Genomic DNA, 18,165 nt, shown 5'->3' with positions numbered 1-18,165 from the left:
ATATATGAATATAAAACGATATTGGAAGATGATAGCTACGTTATCGGTTATTGTATTAACAATAGGAACTTTTTATATACAATCTAGCTTTGCTGCAAGTGAATTTCCCGATATTACGTTTAAAACAGTAAGTGGTAGTGAAGAGGAGCTAGATAATCTTACAATTAATGCTAGTTATCATGAAGCGGAATTGTACCAAAGGGTAACGATTAATCGTCAAGGTTCCACTTTTCAGGAGCAATTGCCTTTCTATGAACGTTTCTTCGGTTCAAGCATGTATCCAGAAATAAACAGATATGAAAAAGACTATCGTAACTTTATGCGCGGTAAAGTGGGTGGAACGAACTTATTCTTTGAGGATGACTCAGTACTAGTATATGCGGATGTAATGTATGAAGGGTATAACCATAATACAAGAATAACAGATTATTCATTTAACATTGATGTATTGGATAAACAAGCTGTGGAGAATCATTCCACTGAATTATCCGTACCGAATGGGAACGATTATGCATGGATCTCAGTAGAAGATGTCCAAATCGTACAAGACAAATTGATTGTAATAACGCGAAATCAACTTTCCAACAGATCAGGAGATGAAGAAAAAGAGGAAGAAGTACATGGCTATACGTTTGATTTAGAAACGTTGAAATTGGAAAATAATCAAGAACTTCTTTCTATTCCTAGAGGAGATGAAGAAAGTTTTTCTAGATTATCTATGATGAATGACAATTTGAATGTTGAGCCTGAGAAGTATTTCTTGATTAGTAAAGTGGTTATGGAACAAGGGGTACTGGAGGAGTCACACGAGGAATATGAAGGAACAGAAATGGAAGTAAATGAAGCTCCGAACAACATGATAGCTACGGAACAATCGATCTTTGTATACGATTACGAAACTGCAAAGATGGAGGAGCTTAATCTACCAAATGAACTCGAATCTCTATTAGAAAGTGCTAGGGTGACCGTACAAAATAATTTGATTTATTTCATGAATCAACAGGAAGGTAGTTTAGAAGTTACTTCTTATAATATAGAAACGGAACAAATCGATATTGAACAAACTTTTAATTTGAATCGTACCTCTACTCATGAGCCTTTTATAAAAATTAATCAAGATAGGCTTTATTTAATTACTGCATCTTCAGAGGACATTGGGAAGGATATAGACGTAATGATTGCTAGTCTTTCAACGGGGGAGCTTTTATATGAGGGAAAGATTGAGGTAACTGAAAAAGACAATTCGACAGATTATGAATTATTTATAAATGATATAGACACCAAATAATAATGGGGGAATATGAATGATTACAGTACAAAAGCTTAATCATCATTTTGAATTAGGAAAAAAGGGAAATAAGACGATATTACCAGTATTGAAAGATATATCATTTCAAGTTGAAAAGGGAGAGATCGTGTCAGTTGTTGGTAAAAGTGGCTCAGGAAAATCAACGTTGTTAAATCTAATTAGTGGATTTATCCACCCTACGGAGGGGGAGATTCTAATAGGTGATCAGAGGGTAACTGATTTTTCGGAAACAAAGTTTGCTGATTTTCGTTTAAAGCATATGGGATTTATCTTTCAAAGCTTTCAACTAATTCCAAGTATGACGGCATTTCAAAATATAGAGCTTCCTTTAATTTTAAAAGGGGAGAGTGAATCTTCTCGAGAACAACGAACATTGGAAATGCTTAATAAAGTTGGTTTGGAATCGTTTAAAGATCATTATCCAAGTGAATTATCTGGTGGACAACAGCAACGAGTTAGCATTGCCCGTGCCTTAGTATTGGAGCCGCCTCTTATTCTTGCAGATGAACCAACAGGTAGTTTAGATAGTGAAACAGAAGCGGAACTTCTAACGTTTATCAAGCAGCTAAATACAGAATTGGGTGTTACGTTCTTAATTATTACCCATGATGAGGAAGTAGCACGTATTGGTCACCGCACAATTACAATTCGCGATGGACAATTAATAGAAGGGGCTGATGCGTAATGAAATGGAAGGATCAATTCCGATTTATTCGACAAAATATTAAAAAGAATAAAGTAAGAACGATGATGACCATTTTGGCAACAGCAATGGGATGTGCTTTTCTAATCGTACTAGCATCTGTTGGATATGGTTTACAGGAATCCGTTGTAAAGGACACCTTAGAGCAACAAGTGGTCACCGAAATTGATATATATGGGTTTGAAGAAGAAGGAGAATACCGTTCATTAACGATGGATGATATCGATTATTTGGAATCGATTGATGGGGTGAAAGCGGTAACGCGAAGGAACCAGGTACGTCAAATTCCTATGTATATGTTAGAGGAATATAAAGCAGAGGCCATGACTTATGTGACGCATTTTCCGTCCGAAGTTGAGGCTGGTTTGAAATTACAGGATGGTAGAATGCCTGAAAAAGAAAACGAAGTTATCGTTGGAAGTCATTTTCGAAACTATTTATCGGTAAATACAGATGACGAAAACATCTACGATGAAGAAACGGGTGAAGTAAAAGAAGAATATATTTATCCCGATGATCTAGTTGGCAAGACGATCAATATGGAAGTTCGCCAAGACTTAGAGGGGGAAAATGGAACTCATACCATTTCATTAACAGTTGTAGGAGTTTTACAGGAGCCTTCAAGGGAATGGATGCAGGATCAAAACGTTTATATTTCTGAATCAGTATATAATGAGATTGAGGAGTTCACAGGAACACCTGGGGGAGAATTAGGTATTGATCCAGGGAATCTCGAAACAGATACAACAGATACGTTTGATGAAGTGCACGTTTATGCCAAAAATTTAGAAAAAGTTCAAGGGATAGCCGATAAGCTAGAAGAAAACAATTATGCTATCTATTCTGTTGTTAATGAAATGGAACAGATAAATATGCTGTTTACGATTGCAAAAGCCGGGTTAATATTGGTTGGTACGATTGCGATTGTTATAGCATCTATTGGTATATATAACACAATGACAATGGCTGTAACTGAACGTGCGCCAGATATAGGGATCATGAAGGCAATTGGTGCCAATCCCAAAACAATTAAACAGATATTTGTATTAGAAAGTAGTTATATCGGAATCATTGGGGCAATAATTGGAACAATAGTGGCCTATCTGATTAGCGTTTTAGTTAATATTGGCCTGCCATTCATAATCGAAATGGCTTTTGAAGATGAATTACCTGAGGGACTACAATTTTCTGCTATTCCACCAAGTTTAGTATTTATTGCTGTTGGAATTTGCTTATTTGTTACGATATTATCAGGGATGCGTCCAGCGAAACGAGCAACCCAAATTGATGTATTAAAAGCCATGCGACGAGAAATATAAGTTTTTTGGGGATTCAATAAAGAAACTTATCTTTTATCTCCTTAAGAAAGTAGTATTAAATTAATGTGGTTGGATATTTTATTTATCATCCAACCACATTTTCATATATTCTTTTTACTTTATCTTCAAATAAATCCATATGCACAATTCGCGCCTCTCGAATATATTCCTTACCTTCTACAAAAAGCAATAAGACTGGGGCAGTAAATATCGAAAAATAACCTGCTACCTCCTCTACTTCACTTGCATCAATATATCCAGTTTTTATTGATGGATATTGTTCCATCATTTCTTGAACTTGAGGTAATAGAACCTGGCAGACACTGCAGTTTGGTCGAGATATAAATAGAAAAGAAAGTTGATGTTCCATTATAAACGACTGGATTCCCTGCATGTCATTGAGATAAGTAAACTCACTCATCATTTTCCTCCTTTTTGTTTATTATTTTTATATTATAGGATGTTCGAACCATAAACAATTTATTGATAAAAAAGAATCCAAAACTACATTCTCATGCAGTTTTGGATTCTTGTGGTCGTTATGCTTCTAATGGTGTGGTAGGAGATAGACATTGAATAGCGCAGAAACAGTGAAGGTCAACAGTTATACAGATTCCTGTTTCTACTAAATTGCCAGTATTAGGTGGTACGATTACTTCACAGCCACTAGGCTTTTTATGGTGATGAAGTGGGGGAGGTGTTGTTTCTTCAAATTCTAGAAGTTCTAGGACTGCGCAGCAATCTTTATCAACCTTTTTCGCACGAAATACTGCAGTTTCTACACATTCATAGACACTGTTTTCCCTAACGCCGGTTGCGACAAATAGATCACAGTCTCCCTTGCAGTACAGTAAGAAAGGAATTGTTGTATCCGTTGGTGCAGCTGCCGGAGATAGTAACTGTTCAATTGCTTGTTTACACCCAGTTGTACAACAATTATCGTTTGCTGCAGCAGCTACTTCATCTTGTGCTTTTACAATTTTTCGAACTACTTCACAAACGCAATCCTCTTTAGATTTACAATGAGAACAACTCATAAATAAAACCTCTCTTTCTTTAAATATTTCTTAATACACTATAATCTATGTAGGAAATTGAACCATGGTTGTTTACTAGTCTATTTCTATTAAAATTGATGAAAGTATCCAAGGTTTACTAATAAATATATGAATGTACTAATTGATTTGCCAACAACTAAAATGACACGATACATAAGATAATATAGACTACAACCTTGTAGTAGATTTATCCCAATCCATGAGTAGCTTTGGAGCCAGTAGTATATTCTGGCTCTTCTTTTGTTAAATCACTTAAGAATGTGATGTAGGAATTGGTTCGTTATAACGGAAGGTTGAATTTATAATTAGCAACAGTAGCTGATTTTCTATGTGGACGAAGTTGTTATTGAAGGAGAGCTACGTCGAATTGTTTACAAAACCACCGGTGTCAGCGCCAAACCATCGCACATGAAACCTGGACATATTCGCAAAATATCCAAGCGTATGGCAAAACGAATGGGACCGTGGTTTTTTAGTAATCTTTTTGTTTGCTGGTACTATTAAATACAAGCTGATTTATGCTATTTTAAATATAGGTGTTTTTTATTCTAAAGATTTGGTGGAAAAGCCGACATTCGGAAGGTTCATTTAAGCAGATAAACTGCGCAAGTGTATCTATGGCATTCACCTTAATTCTTGGCGAATTCCAAGTTTCTTAATAAGAAAGGAAGTCTATGATGAAGAAAAAAGTTGGCATCATTTTTGGTGGGAAATCAGCTGAACATGAGGTTTCTCTTCAGTCAGCAAAAAATATTGTAGATGCTATTGATAAAGAGAAATATGAAGTAGTACTTATCGGAATTGACAAAGAAGGGAAATGGCATTTAAATGATCAGTCTTCTTATTTACTAAATGCAGAAAACCCTAAACTAATTCAGCTAAATAAATCAAATGAGAATATAGCGATTGTACCTGGTTCAAATGATAAACAATTAATTCATGCAGGTAATGCTGTCAGCTTAGATCAATTAGATGTTGTATTTCCAATTGTGCATGGGACACTGGGGGAAGATGGAAGTCTTCAAGGTATGTTACGAATCGCTAACTTGCCCTTCGTAGGTCCAAGTGTTTTAGGTTCATCCGTATGCATGGATAAAGATGTTGCCAAAAGGTTGTTAAATGATGCAGGAATTTCCGTGGCAAAAGGTCTTAGTTACTTAAAGTCCAAGCGTCATAAGATAAACTACGATGAGGTAGAAAGCTATTTAGGTACACCAATGTTTATCAAGCCAGCTAACCAGGGTTCTTCTGTTGGGGTAAGCAAGGTCGCAACAGAAGAAGAGTTCCATGCAGCAGTTGATACAGCGTTTCAATATGATAATAAAATTGTTATTGAGGAAACTGTAATTGGCCGTGAGATAGAGTGTTCGGTTTTGGGAAATGATGACCCAATTGCGTCTGTACCTGGTGAAATTCTTCCTCAAACAGAATTTTATTCCTACGAATCTAAATATATTGATGAAAAAGGTGCAGATCTTGCTATTCCTGCAGAATTATCAGAAGAGAATACAGCGAGGGTTCAAGAGACTGCAATAAAAGCTTTTGAAGCTCTACAATGTGAAGGATTGGCTCGTGTGGACTTTTTCCTTACAGAAGATGGAGAGTTATATGTTAATGAAGTGAATACCTTACCTGGTTTTACAAAAATCAGTATGTATCCCAAACTCTGGGAAGTAAGTGGGATTCCATACTCGGAGTTGATTGGTAAGTTAATTGAGCTTGCAATTGAACGTCATCAAAGGGATAACCAATTAAAAAGTACCGTCTGGGAGTAAGGTAGAACCACTATAGATACATGAGAGCTAAACAAAACACCAAATGCTATCCGAGCATTTGGTGTTTTGTCTTAATGTTCTTATCCTTGATACGTATAAAATTTATCTGCAATTGCTACGCGATCTTTTTCCGCAGGCGCTTCATCAAAATAGCCCATGTGTAAAAATCCTACAATTTTTTCATGTTCACCAACATCTAATATCTCTTTTACTTTTGGATCATATATGTGTGGGTTCGTTTTCCAAACAACACCTAATTTTTGCTCCCAAGCAAGTAGCCAAAAGTTTTGAATCATACATGAAACAGCACCATAATTTTCATCCCACTGCTTTTGGTTTTCTGGTTCGTCCATAACTACAACTAGAATGGCGTTCGGTTCGTTTAAATACGCTTCTCTGTTTTCTTGTCTCTCCTCTGGATACGTAGCAGCAACCTTCTTTGCGAAGCTAGGTTTTTGATCCTGACCAATGAAAATAAATCGCCATGGTTGACGCATTCCATGGGTTGGTGCCCAAATGGCGTGGTCTAATAAGTCCTTTATTAATTCCTCTTTCACTTCGTTGTTATTATACCCTTTCTTTATAGCACGGCGCTCACGAATAACTTGAGCTAATTGCGATTGTTGCTTTGTTAATTCCATCTTCAACTGCCCCTTCCTTATTTAGCAAAAAAGTCACCTAATGCATTGTTCTCTATGAAATAGGAAAATCTAATATCTCCCTGTATTATATAATGTTAGTTAAGGATGATAAGTTCCTTTTTAATTGATAACGGTTATCAGTTATTGTATTCGATTACGAAAGGAAAAGCAAATTATCCTGTGACTTTTATCACGGGAATCTAGTGTAGAATGTTCTATAATGATTTGTAATAGAGGAAAGTTGTGGGGGGATAACATGTCGTTTTATGAACTTCTTGTATTTATTCATATTTTTTCTGCAATTTTAGGAATGGGGCCAGGTTTTTTTATGATTTTTACGGTATCCCATGCTTCTACGATGACAGAACTTAGACATGCGTATGCAATTCGCAATCGATTGCATATCTTTGTAATGATTGGTGGAACGTTACTGTTAATCACTGGATTATGGATGGGAATTTTAAATAATTACCTTTTCCGGCAGGGGTGGTATAGTTTAAGTCTAATATTGTTTTTAATAGCTCTAGCATTTGGTCCACTACTATTATCGCCGAGGTCAAAACCAATAAAAAAATTATTAAAGGAACATTCTGGTGAAGAAATTCCAGAAACGTACGTTACATTGTCCAAAAAGTTATTCTTTGTAGAAAAGCTAGAAAATGTGATATTCCTAATAATAATTGCTCTAATGATACTAAAACCTTTCTAACAAGCACATGTAATTATTGTGTTTGTTTTTTTCAAGATAGCAATGTGATAGAATTGATTTAATTACTAACGGTTATCTGAAAGGTTGATATGATGAGAGAGTGGAAAAAAGCGAAGAATATTAATGCTCCAATTGAACATGTGTGGAAGTTTTTAGATGGATCCTTGGAAGATATGCAAAAAATTATGCCAAACGTAATTGAGAATGAGCCTATCAAAGAAACAGAAAATGGTGTAGGAACTATCTATCGCCAAAAGTTTAAAGAGGGGAAAAAGGTCCAGGAATATGATGTTGAGACATTGCTCTATGAAAATACTGCCGATCATAAAAAAATGAAAGTCGGCTTTACACTAGCGAATATGTTTGAAATTACGACTACATACGAAGTTGAAAAATTAGACGAAGACAAAACGTACTTCGTTTATTCAACGACGAATAAACCATTAAAATGGCCAGCAAAGCTATTAATGAAACTTGGTGGGGGAGATAAAGTCGTTGTTCAGTTTGTAGAAAGAGTGAAGCAAGTAGCAGAATCTGAAATAGAAGCGAATCAGTAGGGGCCTATATCAAATATATTAGTTAAGGAAGTATAAGTTAAAACCGGAACAATTAATCAGTTCCGGTTTTTTGTCTCAATCTATTCAAACAAGTATACTTCAATCTTCTAAATATTCCTCTAAGGTAATGCCTTGCTCCATGATTTCCTTAGCTGCTGTGATCCCAACATATCGGATATGCCATGGTTCATACTGATATTTTGTAATTTCCTCTTTGCCTTCTGGGAATCGTATAATAAAACCAAATTCAGCTGCATTTTCTTTTAGCCAGTCACTCTCATCTGTTCCCTCAAAGTCACTACCGATTTGATAGTTAATCTCAGGACTGGTTACATCCATAGATAGACCAGATTGATGCTCACTTTCCCCAGGCTTTGCACTAAATTTATTAGCTTCTTCTTCTCCATAAGCACTTACATTTGATGCGAATATAGAATCCTGCCTATCATAGGAACGATATCCAGATTGGGCGAACAAGTCAATGCCTGCTTCATCACCAGCAGCAAATAATTCCTCTAATGCTTCAGCTGCTACTTTTCTCATTTGTTTTTTAGGTACATCTTCTTCAAAAGGGAATCGTACATTTGGGACTACGAGATCTTCTGGTTCATAATCAGCAGGTAATGCATGATTTTTATTAACCAATGCTAGGACCTCGTAAGGATTACCTAACTCTATTGTATCTTCATCCAACGTTTGATTTTCTTTATAGGTAAGAGCTGAACCGGGTTCAACATTACTCTCCTCTATAATCGTGTTTTCTAGACCTGCTCTAGTTTGTGCGTCATAGATTCCAGTTACATAAAGGTCGTCGTTTTGTAGTTGGAAATCGGTAATTGCCCATATCGTCTTATGGTCGTATTCACCAGTAGAATCGATATCGTATCCAATTTCTATTAAGGTTTTCTGTAAGTCTATTACAGAATCACTTTTGTCACCTTTTTGCAAATTTTCTTTTGGGAGGGTTAGAAAATCCTCATTAGCGTCTTCCTCAGGATGTGCATTCATATCATTTTCATTTAATGCAGAAGTTTCGTCTTCATTGTGGATCTCTTCCTGTTCACTTACTGCTTCAGGTCCTTCCTCTTGGGGACTTGTACAAGCAGTTAATAGACAGATTACCGCTACCGTTGTGATGGAGAATAAGTTTCTCGGCTGAAACATAAAATCGTCCCTTTCTTAGATGTGCTATATATTGTTATCTGTTCTAGTTTGATGCAACTACTCACTTCGGATGTTACGGACAAGTAAGAATGATCTCAGCAATTCAAGTAACCAAAGAAGTGGTTAAGGAAAACAGCCCATAATAATCCGATACTCTTTATTTTCTCATAAACTATCGCATAGAATCAATAGGCTATAACTGCTAGTTTCAAGGTGAAATAAGAGGTAGACACATGCACATTCTTCAGTTTTTTACATAGGCTTAGAAGAAGAGTATAAGAAGGTGGGAGAGCTTATGGACGAAGTGTTTCAAAAGGTGAAGACCGCTGAAACAACAAATTATAATTTTATCACTTTTGTAATGTTTTGGTGTGCATTAATTGTTGTTTCAAGTGTATACGTAACGACGCCACTTATCATCCCATTTACGAACCAGTTTGTTGTGTCACAGTCTTTAGCCGCTTGGACTAGTAGTTCCTTCTCTTTATTTTACGGTATCGGTTTTTTGTTATTTGGCCCATTAGCTGAACGCTTTGGAAGAAAAAGAATCATTGCATATGGCTTAGCTTCGTTGACAATTATTACTTGTATGATCGGCTTTATCCATTCTTTTTGGGCATTAGTTATACTTCGTGGAATTCAAGGGTTTATTGCTTCGACATTTGCACCTACTGCATTAGCTTATGTATTTGATTTATTTCCTAAGAACAAAATTGCTACAGTAGTTGGCTTTATTAGTTTTGGATATGTAACGGCGGGAATTTTTGGTCAGGTTGTTTCAGATTTAATCAATCAAACATTTGATTGGCAATATGTCTTTATCTTGTTTAGTATACTGTATTTTCTTACCTTTCTCTGTGTTCAATTTGGGTTACCTTCTACTGGAAAAGGCATTGCACATAAAGGAATAGAGTATTATATACATCAAGCAAAAGTTATCTTTTCCCAAAAAAACTTTATATTCTGCTATACGATCACAATCTTCCTATTAATGACCTTTATTGGAATGTATACAGTTCTTGGAGATTACCTTGGTGGTGCTCCTTTTCACCTCACAGACAAGGAGATCCTCTATGTTCGAGCAATTGGTATTTTTGGTATGATACTTTCTCCGCTTGCCGGTAGTATTGTGCGTAAAATCGGTTTAATGGCTACGCTGAGGCTAGGATTAGGGATTTCGATTATTGGGTTATTTTTGTTAGGATTTGGGAAGCATTTAATGGTGATTGTTAGCATGAGTGTTCTTTATGTAGCAGGTATATCGTTAATTTTTCCAGCTATTATGATGGTGGTTGGTCAACTAGGGGGGAAACAAAGAGCTTTAGCGAACTCTTTTTACGCCTTTATTTTATTTATTGGGGCAATGCTAGGTCCGCTAGTAGCCATTGGTTTAATGAATCTTGGGAGCTACTTGTTAACGTTTGGTGTGCTAGCAATACTGTTAGCTATTGCTTTACTCGTTTCCTTTTTTATAAAAATCTAAAATGAGTCAGATTCTAAAAAGGGAATCTGACTCTCGTAATAAGGAATATGCTTTTTGTATACACATAGGCCGCAAGTAAAGTGCTTGTAACTTTAACTACTATTTTTCTTCAAATAGCCTACAAATCTCAACAATTAATTTGGTCGCTTTTTCCATATTATCTACAGAAATGTATTCGAACTTGCCATGGAAATTCTCTCCACCTGTGAAAATATTAGGTGTAGGTAATCCCATGTAAGAGATTTGTGATCCATCTGTACCACCTCTGACAGGGCGGATAATTGGTTCGATCTCAAGATTTTGCATCGCTTCTTTAGCAATATTTACAATTTCCATAACGGGTTCAATCTTTTCGCGCATATTGTAATACTGATCTTTCATTTCTAATTCAACACTTGATTCACCGTATTTGCTCTTAAGCTCGTCCACATGTTTTTCAAGTGTTGCTTTTTTATCCTCGAAGCTGTCTCTATCAAAATCGCGGATAATATAATAAGCCTTTGTGTTTTCGACGTCTCCATTAACAGAAATTAAGTGGTAGAATCCTTCATAGTTTTCCGTATGCTCTGGTGATTCCTGCTCAGGGAACTTCATAATAAATTCTGCTACCATTTTCCCAGCATTCACCATTTTATTTTTTGCCGTTCCAGGATGGACACTATTCCCTTTAAAGGTTACTTTTGCAGCTGCAGCATTAAAGCTTTCATATTGTAATTCCCCTAATGGACCTCCATCGACTGTATAGGCATAATTAGCCTGAAAACGATCAACATCAAACTTATGCGGTCCACGACCTATTTCTTCATCTGGTGTAAAAGCAATGCGAATCTTTCCATGCTTGATTTCAGGATGTTTAATCAAATAGTCCATCGCGGACATGATTTCAGCAATTCCAGCTTTGTTATCAGCACCAAGTAGTGTTGTTCCGTCTGTAGTAATTAATGTGTGTCCTTTGTAACTTGGAAGCTCTGGAAATTCTGTTGCCGATAAGACAACATTTAATTCTTCGTTTAACGTAATATCGTTTCCATCAAAGTTTTCGATAAGCTGAGGATTAACATTTTTTCCCGTGAAATCAGTTGCTGTATCAACATGTGCAAGGAATCCTATTGTTGGTACATCTTTAGTTGTATTAGCAGGTAGTGTAGCCATTACGTATCCATTTTCATCGATTGTAACTTCTTCCATTCCGATTTCCTTTAGTTCATCAACTAATAGATTTGCTAATTCCAATTGCCCAGGTGTAGAAGGTGTCGTGTTGTTATCTTCATTAGATTGGGTATCGACCTTAACATATGTAGTAAGTCGTTTGATAATATCTTCTTTCATCGTCATTCACTCCTTCAAATGGTATTATCGTAATTATACCGTAACTCGAAATAATTTCTAAGAGGAAAAGCTTAACTTTTATCGAATATAAAGGGTAGATGGAATATTTTCGAATTTATAGGAGGAGGCAAGGATGGGGAGTGTCATACTTAATACGTGTCGATGGGTTGAAAAACAAGTTACAGAACAAACATGATGATCGGGTGGTAATTGTTGATGTTCGATTTGATTTATCAGATCCCAATGCAGGTCGAGCTGCATATGAGCAAGGCCATATAACCGGTGCAGTCTATTTAGATTTAAATAAAGATCTTTCGGGACAGGTTCAAAAGCATGGGGGAAAGCATCCATTACCAGATGTAGATACATTTGCTGAAAAGATAGGGAACTGTGGTATAGACCAAAAAACTACAGTTATTGTGTATGATCAAAATAATGATATGTTTGCCGCTCGACTTTGGTGGCTATTAGAATATATGGGTCATGAGAAAACATACCTATTAGATGGCGGTTTTGACCGTTGGGTAGAACAAGGAAATAAAGTGGAAACTAGCATTCCTATAGTTGAAAAAAGACATTTTAAACCAAACGTGAAAAATGATAGGGTAGTAAGTATCGAACGGATTAGAGAAAATTTGCAATCAAAAGAGGCTATTTTAATCGACTCGCGTGCAAAAGAACGTTATCTTGGAAAGGTAGAGCCTCTTTATTCAAAAGCGGGCCATATACCAGGAGCCAAAAACTTCTTCTGGAAAGATGTCCTTCGAGAAGATGGATCCTGGAAGACAAAGGAAGAATTAAACGACCGTTTTGCAGGCTTATCGAAAGATGCTGAAATAATCGTCTCTTGTGGATCAGGAGTATCCGCGTGTCCGAATATTTTTGCGCTAAAACGGGCTGGATTTAATCGTGTTAAACTATATCCAGGTAGTTTTAGTGATTGGATTTCATATGATGAAAATAAAATAGAAACAAAGGAAGAGTAGAATGAGTAAAAATCGATGTAAATGGGTTCCGACAGACGATCAATTATATATTGATTATCATGATACAGAGTGGGGAAGGCCAACTCATGATGAACGGGAACTATTTGAAATGCTCTCGTTAGAAGGTGCTCAAGCGGGACTAAGTTGGATTACAATTTTAAGGAGAAGAGAAAACTATCGAAAGGCATTTGATAATTTTGAGCCAAGTATTATTAGTCAATATGACGATGAGAAGGTAGAGGAGTTATTACAAAATGAAGGGATTATCCGAAATCGATTGAAGATAAATTCTGTTATTAAGAATGCAAAAGCTTTTCAAGAAGTACAAAAAGAGTTTAGTAGTTTTGATAAGTATATTTGGCAGTTTGTTGGAGGGAAACCAATAATTAATCATTGGCAATCCCAGGAAGATGTCCCAGCCTCAACAATTGAGTCGGAACAAATGAGTAAGGATTTAAAAAAACGTGGATTTAAATTTGTTGGTCCAACAATCTGTTACGCGTTCATGCAAGCTACGGGTATGGTGAACGATCATATTGAAGAATGCTTTCTTTCTTCTAAATAAGGAAAAACGATCTACCTGCTTTTTATTGGTAGATCGTTTTCGGTTAATCGATTATAACGGCTGTTCCATAGGCAATCACTTCTGAAGCTGCGCTCATAACTTGTGAGGTTTGAAGTCGCATACCGACAATGGCATTTGCGCCAAGTTTTTCGGCTTCTTCTTCCATTCGGTTACAAGCTACTTTTCTTGCTTCTATCATCATATCTGAGTAGCCTTTAATTTCTCCGCCTACTAGTGTCTTTAATCCGGCACCAATATCCCTACCAACATGCTTCGACTGTGCTTCCTTGTACAAATCCTTTAACTTCCGTGATTGTTTTCCCTGGAATGCTATCGGTTGTTACAACTAACATGATTTCACCTCCTACCTTAATATATGTTAGAAGAGCTGAGGATAAAAGTATTTTAGTATTCGGATTCAAATTACTTCACATCTACTTGAAGAGTCTTCGTAACTTTATTGCGTATAACGTATATAATGCGTCATAACTTTAGGTTGAGTTTATTTCAGCATCACCGACGTGATTTCCGATCCGGGCAGTCGCTTTCCGCGGGCACGGCCTCAGCTTCCTCGGAAGCAAAAACCACTTCCTGCGGGATCTTCGGACACGTGAGGCTGCTGAAAAAGTCTCTGAAAATCGCCAACAAAAATGTTTTGTTGGCGATTTTACTTTATAATTAGTGTAATAATAAAAATAGTGGGTGATTGCATGTTAGAAAAACAGGAAAGCCTTCCATTAAGTCCGTATTCTAACCTTTATGATTTGATTATAGAAAAAGACAATGAGTTACGCCGAATCAATGAGTTAATTGATTTTTCATTTATTTACAAGGAATTAGAGGATAACTATTGTTTAACGAATGGAAGGAATGCAATCTGCCCTGTCCGAATGTTTAAATACCTTCTGTTGAAACGGATGTATAAATTATCTGATCGAGATGTTGTGAAACGCTCTAAATATGATATGTCTTTCAAATACTTTTTAGATATGGCACCCGAGGATTCTGTAATCGATCCGAGTTCTTTAACTCAATTTCGTAAGTTACGTTTAAAAGACATCAATTTATTAGATTTACTGATTCAAAAAACAATCGAACTCGCTGTCGAACATGATTTGATTGACGTGAAAGCCACATTAATTGTGGACGCTACACACTCCCATTCTCGTCATCGTTCGAGGTCAGCTGGCCAATATCTAAATGAACATGCGAAGGCTGTTAGGAAAGCTACTTATGAATTCGATGAAAGTCTCAAAGAAAAATACCCAGAAAAGCCAACTGATGAGCATGATGTAAAAGTGTCTATGGCTTATTGCGAGAAGTTGATTGAAGTCGTAGAGAAGGAAGATGTCCGTAACATTCCAGCCGTGCAAGAAAAAATGAACTACTTGAAAGAGTTAGTGGAAGAATGTCAAGAGACAACGGAACTATCCGCCGATCGCGATGCGCGAACTGGTCATAAATCGGAAGACACGAGTTTCTTTGGTTACAAAACACACCTCGCTATATCAGATGAACGTTTAATCGTGGCGGCAGAAGTCACATCAGGCGAAAAAAGTGATGGAAAGTATTTAAGAAATCTGGTAGAAAAAAGTGAAAAAGCAGGTCTGACAGTTGAGACGGTCCTTGGTGATACAGCTTATTCAGGGAAAGATAACTTAATCTTAGCGAAAGAAAAAGAATTTCAATTGGTTTCAAAACTTAACCCAATGTTGACAAACGAACGAAAAGACACGGGTTTTGAATTCAATAAAGATGCGGATATGTATGTTTGTCCTGCTGGGCATTTAGCGACGAAAAAATATGTCAAGAACAGAAAAGACAGGAACGCTGAATATCAGTATCAGTTTGATATCGAGAAGTGTAAGGTTTGTCCATTGCGAGACGGCTGTTACAAAGAAGGTGCCAAATCAAAAACATTGACGGTGAGCATAAAATCGACGGAGCATCAAGAGCAGAAAGCATTTCAAGAGACCGAATTGTTTAAAGAATTAGCTCGAGACCGTTATATGATTGAGGCTAAAAATAGTGAATTAAAGAATCGACATGGGTACGATAAAGCCACCGACTCAGGTCTCTTTGGTATGGAAATTCAAGGAGCCACCACAATATTTGTAACAAACCTAAAACGAATCATGAAGCTCATAGACCAAAAATAAGGGGAATATGAGCAAAAAAAGAGAACTTTTTATGTAAAACACATAAAATTATCTCTTTTTTATTTTTTATTTTATTATCACTTAAAATCCTTGAGTTTTTCAGCAACCTCGGACACGTGCTGTTCCCGCAGGAGTCGACTGCCCTTCTCTCCAATCACTGTATTTGTTTTAACCAAATAAACGATAAAAAAATTCATACTAGCGAAGGAAATTCACGGAGACTCCTGCGGGAAAGCGAAGACGATAAGACCCCACAGGGAGCGTTCTTTGTGAGCGAGGAGGCTTATCGCGAGCCCGCGGAAAGCGTAGTGAAATTTCCGCAGCGGCGGTTTGAACTTTCATTTTATATATCAATTACTGAAAGCAAATTTAACAAATCATTACGTCGCATAATATATCTTATATGACAGAACGAATAATTTATTATTGGTATTAATTAAGCTCTCAATCGGTACTCGTTTGCCTGAGGGAATTTAGTTATGCCAAATGCAAAAAAATCTATGCCCAGTTCTGGGCATAGATTTTCAAAGGGTTCGTGCTATTTTATTACAATTTAAAGATTTTTAACTCATCATTTAGTTGTTCTGCTAACTTCGCTAGCTCATCAGCACTGCTTGATACTTCTTCCATCGAGCTTGAAGTTTGTTGAGCAGATGCTGCAGCTTGTTCCACTCCTGCAGCTGATTCTTCTGAAACAGAAGCAATTTCTTCAATTAGGTTATTCATATCGCTACTATTTTGAGAAATATTTTTCAGGTTTGCTGATATCGAAGTAATTTTCTCAACCATCTCCGATACGGATTGATTAATAGTTTCAAAACTACGACCTGTTTCTTCAATTTGAACGGTACCTTCTTTAACCTCTTGATAACCACTATTTAATGATGAAACGACATCATTGGTTTCTGTTTGAATACTTTTTACGATCGTAGTTATTTCGCCAACCGATGATGCTACCTGTTCGGACAATTTCCTCACTTCATCAGCTACGACAGCAAAGCCCTTTCCATGTTCCCCAGCTCTAGCTGCTTCAATTGCAGCATTTAGAGAAAGGAGGTTTGTTTGGTCCGCAATGTCTTTAATTACAAGGACTAGCTTTGAAATTTCATTTGATTGATTTTCTAATCCTTGTACTTTTCCAACTGATTCGGATACAATGGAATCTATTTGTTTCATTTGGTTAACCGAGCGTTTCATAAGTTTCGTACCATCTGTGGTCAATCCAAGAACATTTTCAGATGAAGTGGCGATGCCTCTTCCTTCTTGCTCGGATTGTTGAACTTTTTGAACGAAATCATTCATGCTTTCTGCTAAGTCTGAAGCACTGTTCGCTTGGGTTTCGGAACCAGATGACAGTTCTTCCATTGTTGTTGCAATTTGTTCGTTGCCTTCTTTCACTTCATTTGAAGAATGTGTTAATTGTTCACTTCTCGTAGCAACTGAATCAGATGCGGATGAAACCTTCGTTAAAATATTGTGAATATTTTCTTTCATTTGATTTACTGCATTTGCTAACTGTCCAATTTCATCTTTTCCACGATAGTCAATGGATTGAACAGCTAAATTTCCTTCAGCAACTTCAGAAGTAATATTTACAACTCGTTTTAAGTTAGCTGAGATTGTTCGGCTTATGAAGACCATTAGTACAATACCCGCGACAAGTGCAACTGGGATCGCAGTTGCTAGTAGTATAGCACTACCATCTAAACCTTTTTTCGATTGTTGTACGGCTGATTCCTGATCTTGCTTTACTATTTCCATAAGTTGGTTTACTAAGTCAACAGTTTCTACCCTTAGCTCAGACGACCGATTACGGATAAGTCCTGCCATATGCTGCTGACCACTATTGACTGCTTCGCTTATTTCATTGAAAAATATATCATTCATTTCTTCATCATTTGCAAGGATGTCACTGAATAATGTTTTTTGTTCATCCGTATGTAAAGTAGGTTCTAAATTATCTGTTAGTGTATCGAATTGCTCTTGGTACTCTGTGAATGCGTCTATGTATCGGTTGCTTTCAGAAAGTAAGTAATCGGCAATTTGCACATCCTTAACCTGGATAATGGATGCCATATCAGCCATCGTATTTACCCGTTGACTATATTCATTAATCGCTTCGATATCATTCTGGGATTTGTTCAACTGTAAAAATACAATAATGCCAGCAATCACAAATAGAGCAGCTGTGGTGTAGAAAGCAGTCATATATTTTTGACTGATTTTAAGGTTGCGCCAAAACTTTAATCCTTTGGCTAAGTTAAGCTTAAGCTTTTTTTTGCTTTCTATTGCTTTTACTGGTTTTGTTTTTTTGATCTTGTTCTTTTTCTTCATATGTATCCCCCATCTGCAGAAAAGGTGCTTTTTGTATATATCGGAATATTTTACTAAGAATTAAGTACTATTTT

16 protein-coding genes and 1 pseudogene are annotated in these 18,165 nt (G+C 36.5%); 10 read left to right on the top strand and 7 right to left on the bottom strand.

Going from position 1 to position 18,165, the window contains the following annotated elements:
- The first annotated feature begins 4 nt into the window (after positions 1 to 4).
- The 3 genes from BMX40_RS06105 to BMX40_RS06095 are packed head-to-tail and all read left to right on the top strand — an operon-like array spanning position 5 to position 3,331.
- Positions 5 to 1,288, top strand: coding sequence for a hypothetical protein (locus tag BMX40_RS06105; RefSeq protein WP_090867902.1), 1,284 nt, complete (start codon positions 5 to 7; stop codon positions 1,286 to 1,288).
- Between the two features lie 16 nt (positions 1,289 to 1,304).
- Positions 1,305 to 1,994 carry an ABC transporter ATP-binding protein gene (locus BMX40_RS06100; RefSeq protein WP_090867900.1) on the top strand — a complete coding sequence of 230 codons (690 nt, stop codon included), beginning with the start codon at positions 1,305 to 1,307 and terminating at the stop codon, positions 1,992 to 1,994.
- On the top strand, positions 1,994 to 3,331 hold the full coding sequence (locus tag BMX40_RS06095) for an ABC transporter permease (RefSeq protein WP_090867898.1): 1,338 nt from the start codon (positions 1,994 to 1,996) through the stop codon (positions 3,329 to 3,331). Before BMX40_RS06100 ends, BMX40_RS06095 begins: the two co-directional genes overlap by 1 nt.
- Before the next feature lie 85 nt (positions 3,332 to 3,416).
- Here BMX40_RS06095 and BMX40_RS06090 read toward each other — a convergent pair whose 3' ends face one another.
- Positions 3,417 to 3,752, bottom strand: a complete 336-nt coding sequence (locus BMX40_RS06090) for a thioredoxin family protein (RefSeq protein WP_090867896.1) — start codon at positions 3,750 to 3,752, stop codon at positions 3,417 to 3,419.
- Between the two features lie 118 nt (positions 3,753 to 3,870).
- Positions 3,871 to 4,368, bottom strand: a complete 498-nt coding sequence (locus BMX40_RS06085) for a CotY/CotZ family spore coat protein (protein ID WP_090867894.1) — start codon at positions 4,366 to 4,368, stop codon at positions 3,871 to 3,873.
- 695 nt (positions 4,369 to 5,063) lie between these two features.
- Here BMX40_RS06085 and ddlA point away from each other — a divergent pair.
- Positions 5,064 to 6,164, top strand: coding sequence for a D-alanine--D-alanine ligase (gene ddlA, locus BMX40_RS06080; RefSeq protein WP_090867892.1), 1,101 nt, complete (start codon positions 5,064 to 5,066; stop codon positions 6,162 to 6,164).
- A gap of 80 nt (positions 6,165 to 6,244) precedes the next feature.
- Here ddlA and BMX40_RS06075 read toward each other — a convergent pair whose 3' ends face one another.
- Complete coding sequence (locus BMX40_RS06075) at positions 6,245 to 6,805, bottom strand: nitroreductase family protein (RefSeq protein WP_090867890.1); 561 nt, start codon at positions 6,803 to 6,805, stop codon at positions 6,245 to 6,247.
- A 256-nt stretch (positions 6,806 to 7,061) separates the two neighbouring features.
- Here BMX40_RS06075 and BMX40_RS06070 point away from each other — a divergent pair, with 256 nt between their 5' ends.
- A complete protein-coding gene (locus tag BMX40_RS06070; protein WP_090867888.1) occupies positions 7,062 to 7,514 on the top strand; it encodes a DUF2269 family protein in 453 nt (150 codons plus the stop codon).
- 92 nt (positions 7,515 to 7,606) lie between these two features.
- Positions 7,607 to 8,071 carry an SRPBCC family protein gene (locus BMX40_RS06065; protein WP_090867886.1) on the top strand — a complete coding sequence of 155 codons (465 nt, stop codon included), beginning with the start codon at positions 7,607 to 7,609 and terminating at the stop codon, positions 8,069 to 8,071.
- A gap of 99 nt (positions 8,072 to 8,170) precedes the next feature.
- On the opposite strand, the gene BMX40_RS06060 is transcribed toward BMX40_RS06065, so the two are convergent.
- A complete protein-coding gene (locus tag BMX40_RS06060) occupies positions 8,171 to 9,235 on the bottom strand; it encodes a D-alanyl-D-alanine carboxypeptidase family protein (RefSeq protein ID WP_244513384.1) in 1,065 nt (354 codons plus the stop codon).
- A gap of 295 nt (positions 9,236 to 9,530) precedes the next feature.
- Between BMX40_RS06060 and BMX40_RS06055 the strand changes: the two genes are divergently transcribed.
- A complete protein-coding gene (locus BMX40_RS06055; RefSeq protein ID WP_090867884.1) occupies positions 9,531 to 10,718 on the top strand; it encodes an MFS transporter in 1,188 nt (395 codons plus the stop codon).
- A 99-nt stretch (positions 10,719 to 10,817) separates the two neighbouring features.
- Here the strand turns inward: BMX40_RS06055 and pepT are convergent, their stop codons facing one another.
- Entirely contained in the window at positions 10,818 to 12,047 is a 1,230-nt protein-coding gene (pepT, locus tag BMX40_RS06050; protein WP_090867883.1) for a peptidase T, read from the bottom strand.
- A 140-nt stretch (positions 12,048 to 12,187) separates the two neighbouring features.
- On the opposite strand from pepT, the gene BMX40_RS06045 reads away from it, so the two are divergent.
- The gene (locus BMX40_RS06045; RefSeq protein WP_244513382.1) at positions 12,188 to 13,033 is read left to right on the top strand and encodes a sulfurtransferase; all 846 of its coding nucleotides are present in this window, start codon (positions 12,188 to 12,190) and stop codon (positions 13,031 to 13,033) included.
- A gap of 1 nt (position 13,034) precedes the next feature.
- Positions 13,035 to 13,598, top strand: a complete 564-nt coding sequence (locus tag BMX40_RS06040) for a DNA-3-methyladenine glycosylase I (RefSeq protein WP_090867879.1) — start codon at positions 13,035 to 13,037, stop codon at positions 13,596 to 13,598.
- Between the two features lie 43 nt (positions 13,599 to 13,641).
- Here the strand turns inward: BMX40_RS06040 and BMX40_RS06035 are convergent.
- Positions 13,642 to 13,951: pseudogene (locus tag BMX40_RS06035) on the bottom strand (YbjQ family protein).
- Positions 13,952 to 14,308: 357 nt separating this feature from the next.
- Here BMX40_RS06035 and BMX40_RS06030 point away from each other — a divergent pair.
- Positions 14,309 to 15,757, top strand: a complete 1,449-nt coding sequence (locus tag BMX40_RS06030) for an IS1182 family transposase (RefSeq protein WP_090867877.1) — start codon at positions 14,309 to 14,311, stop codon at positions 15,755 to 15,757.
- 546 nt (positions 15,758 to 16,303) lie between these two features.
- On the opposite strand, the gene BMX40_RS06025 is transcribed toward BMX40_RS06030, so the two are convergent.
- Positions 16,304 to 18,091, bottom strand: coding sequence for a methyl-accepting chemotaxis protein (locus tag BMX40_RS06025; protein ID WP_090867875.1), 1,788 nt, complete (start codon positions 18,089 to 18,091; stop codon positions 16,304 to 16,306).
- Between the last annotated feature and the right edge of the window lie 74 nt (positions 18,092 to 18,165).

Origin of the sequence: Oceanobacillus limi, assembly GCF_900111445.1 — a bacterium.
Lineage (GTDB): Bacteria > Bacillota > Bacilli > Bacillales > Amphibacillaceae > Ornithinibacillus > Ornithinibacillus limi.
Note: the sequence above shows the minus strand (reverse complement) of the source record. Positions and strands in the feature narration are given on the sequence as shown.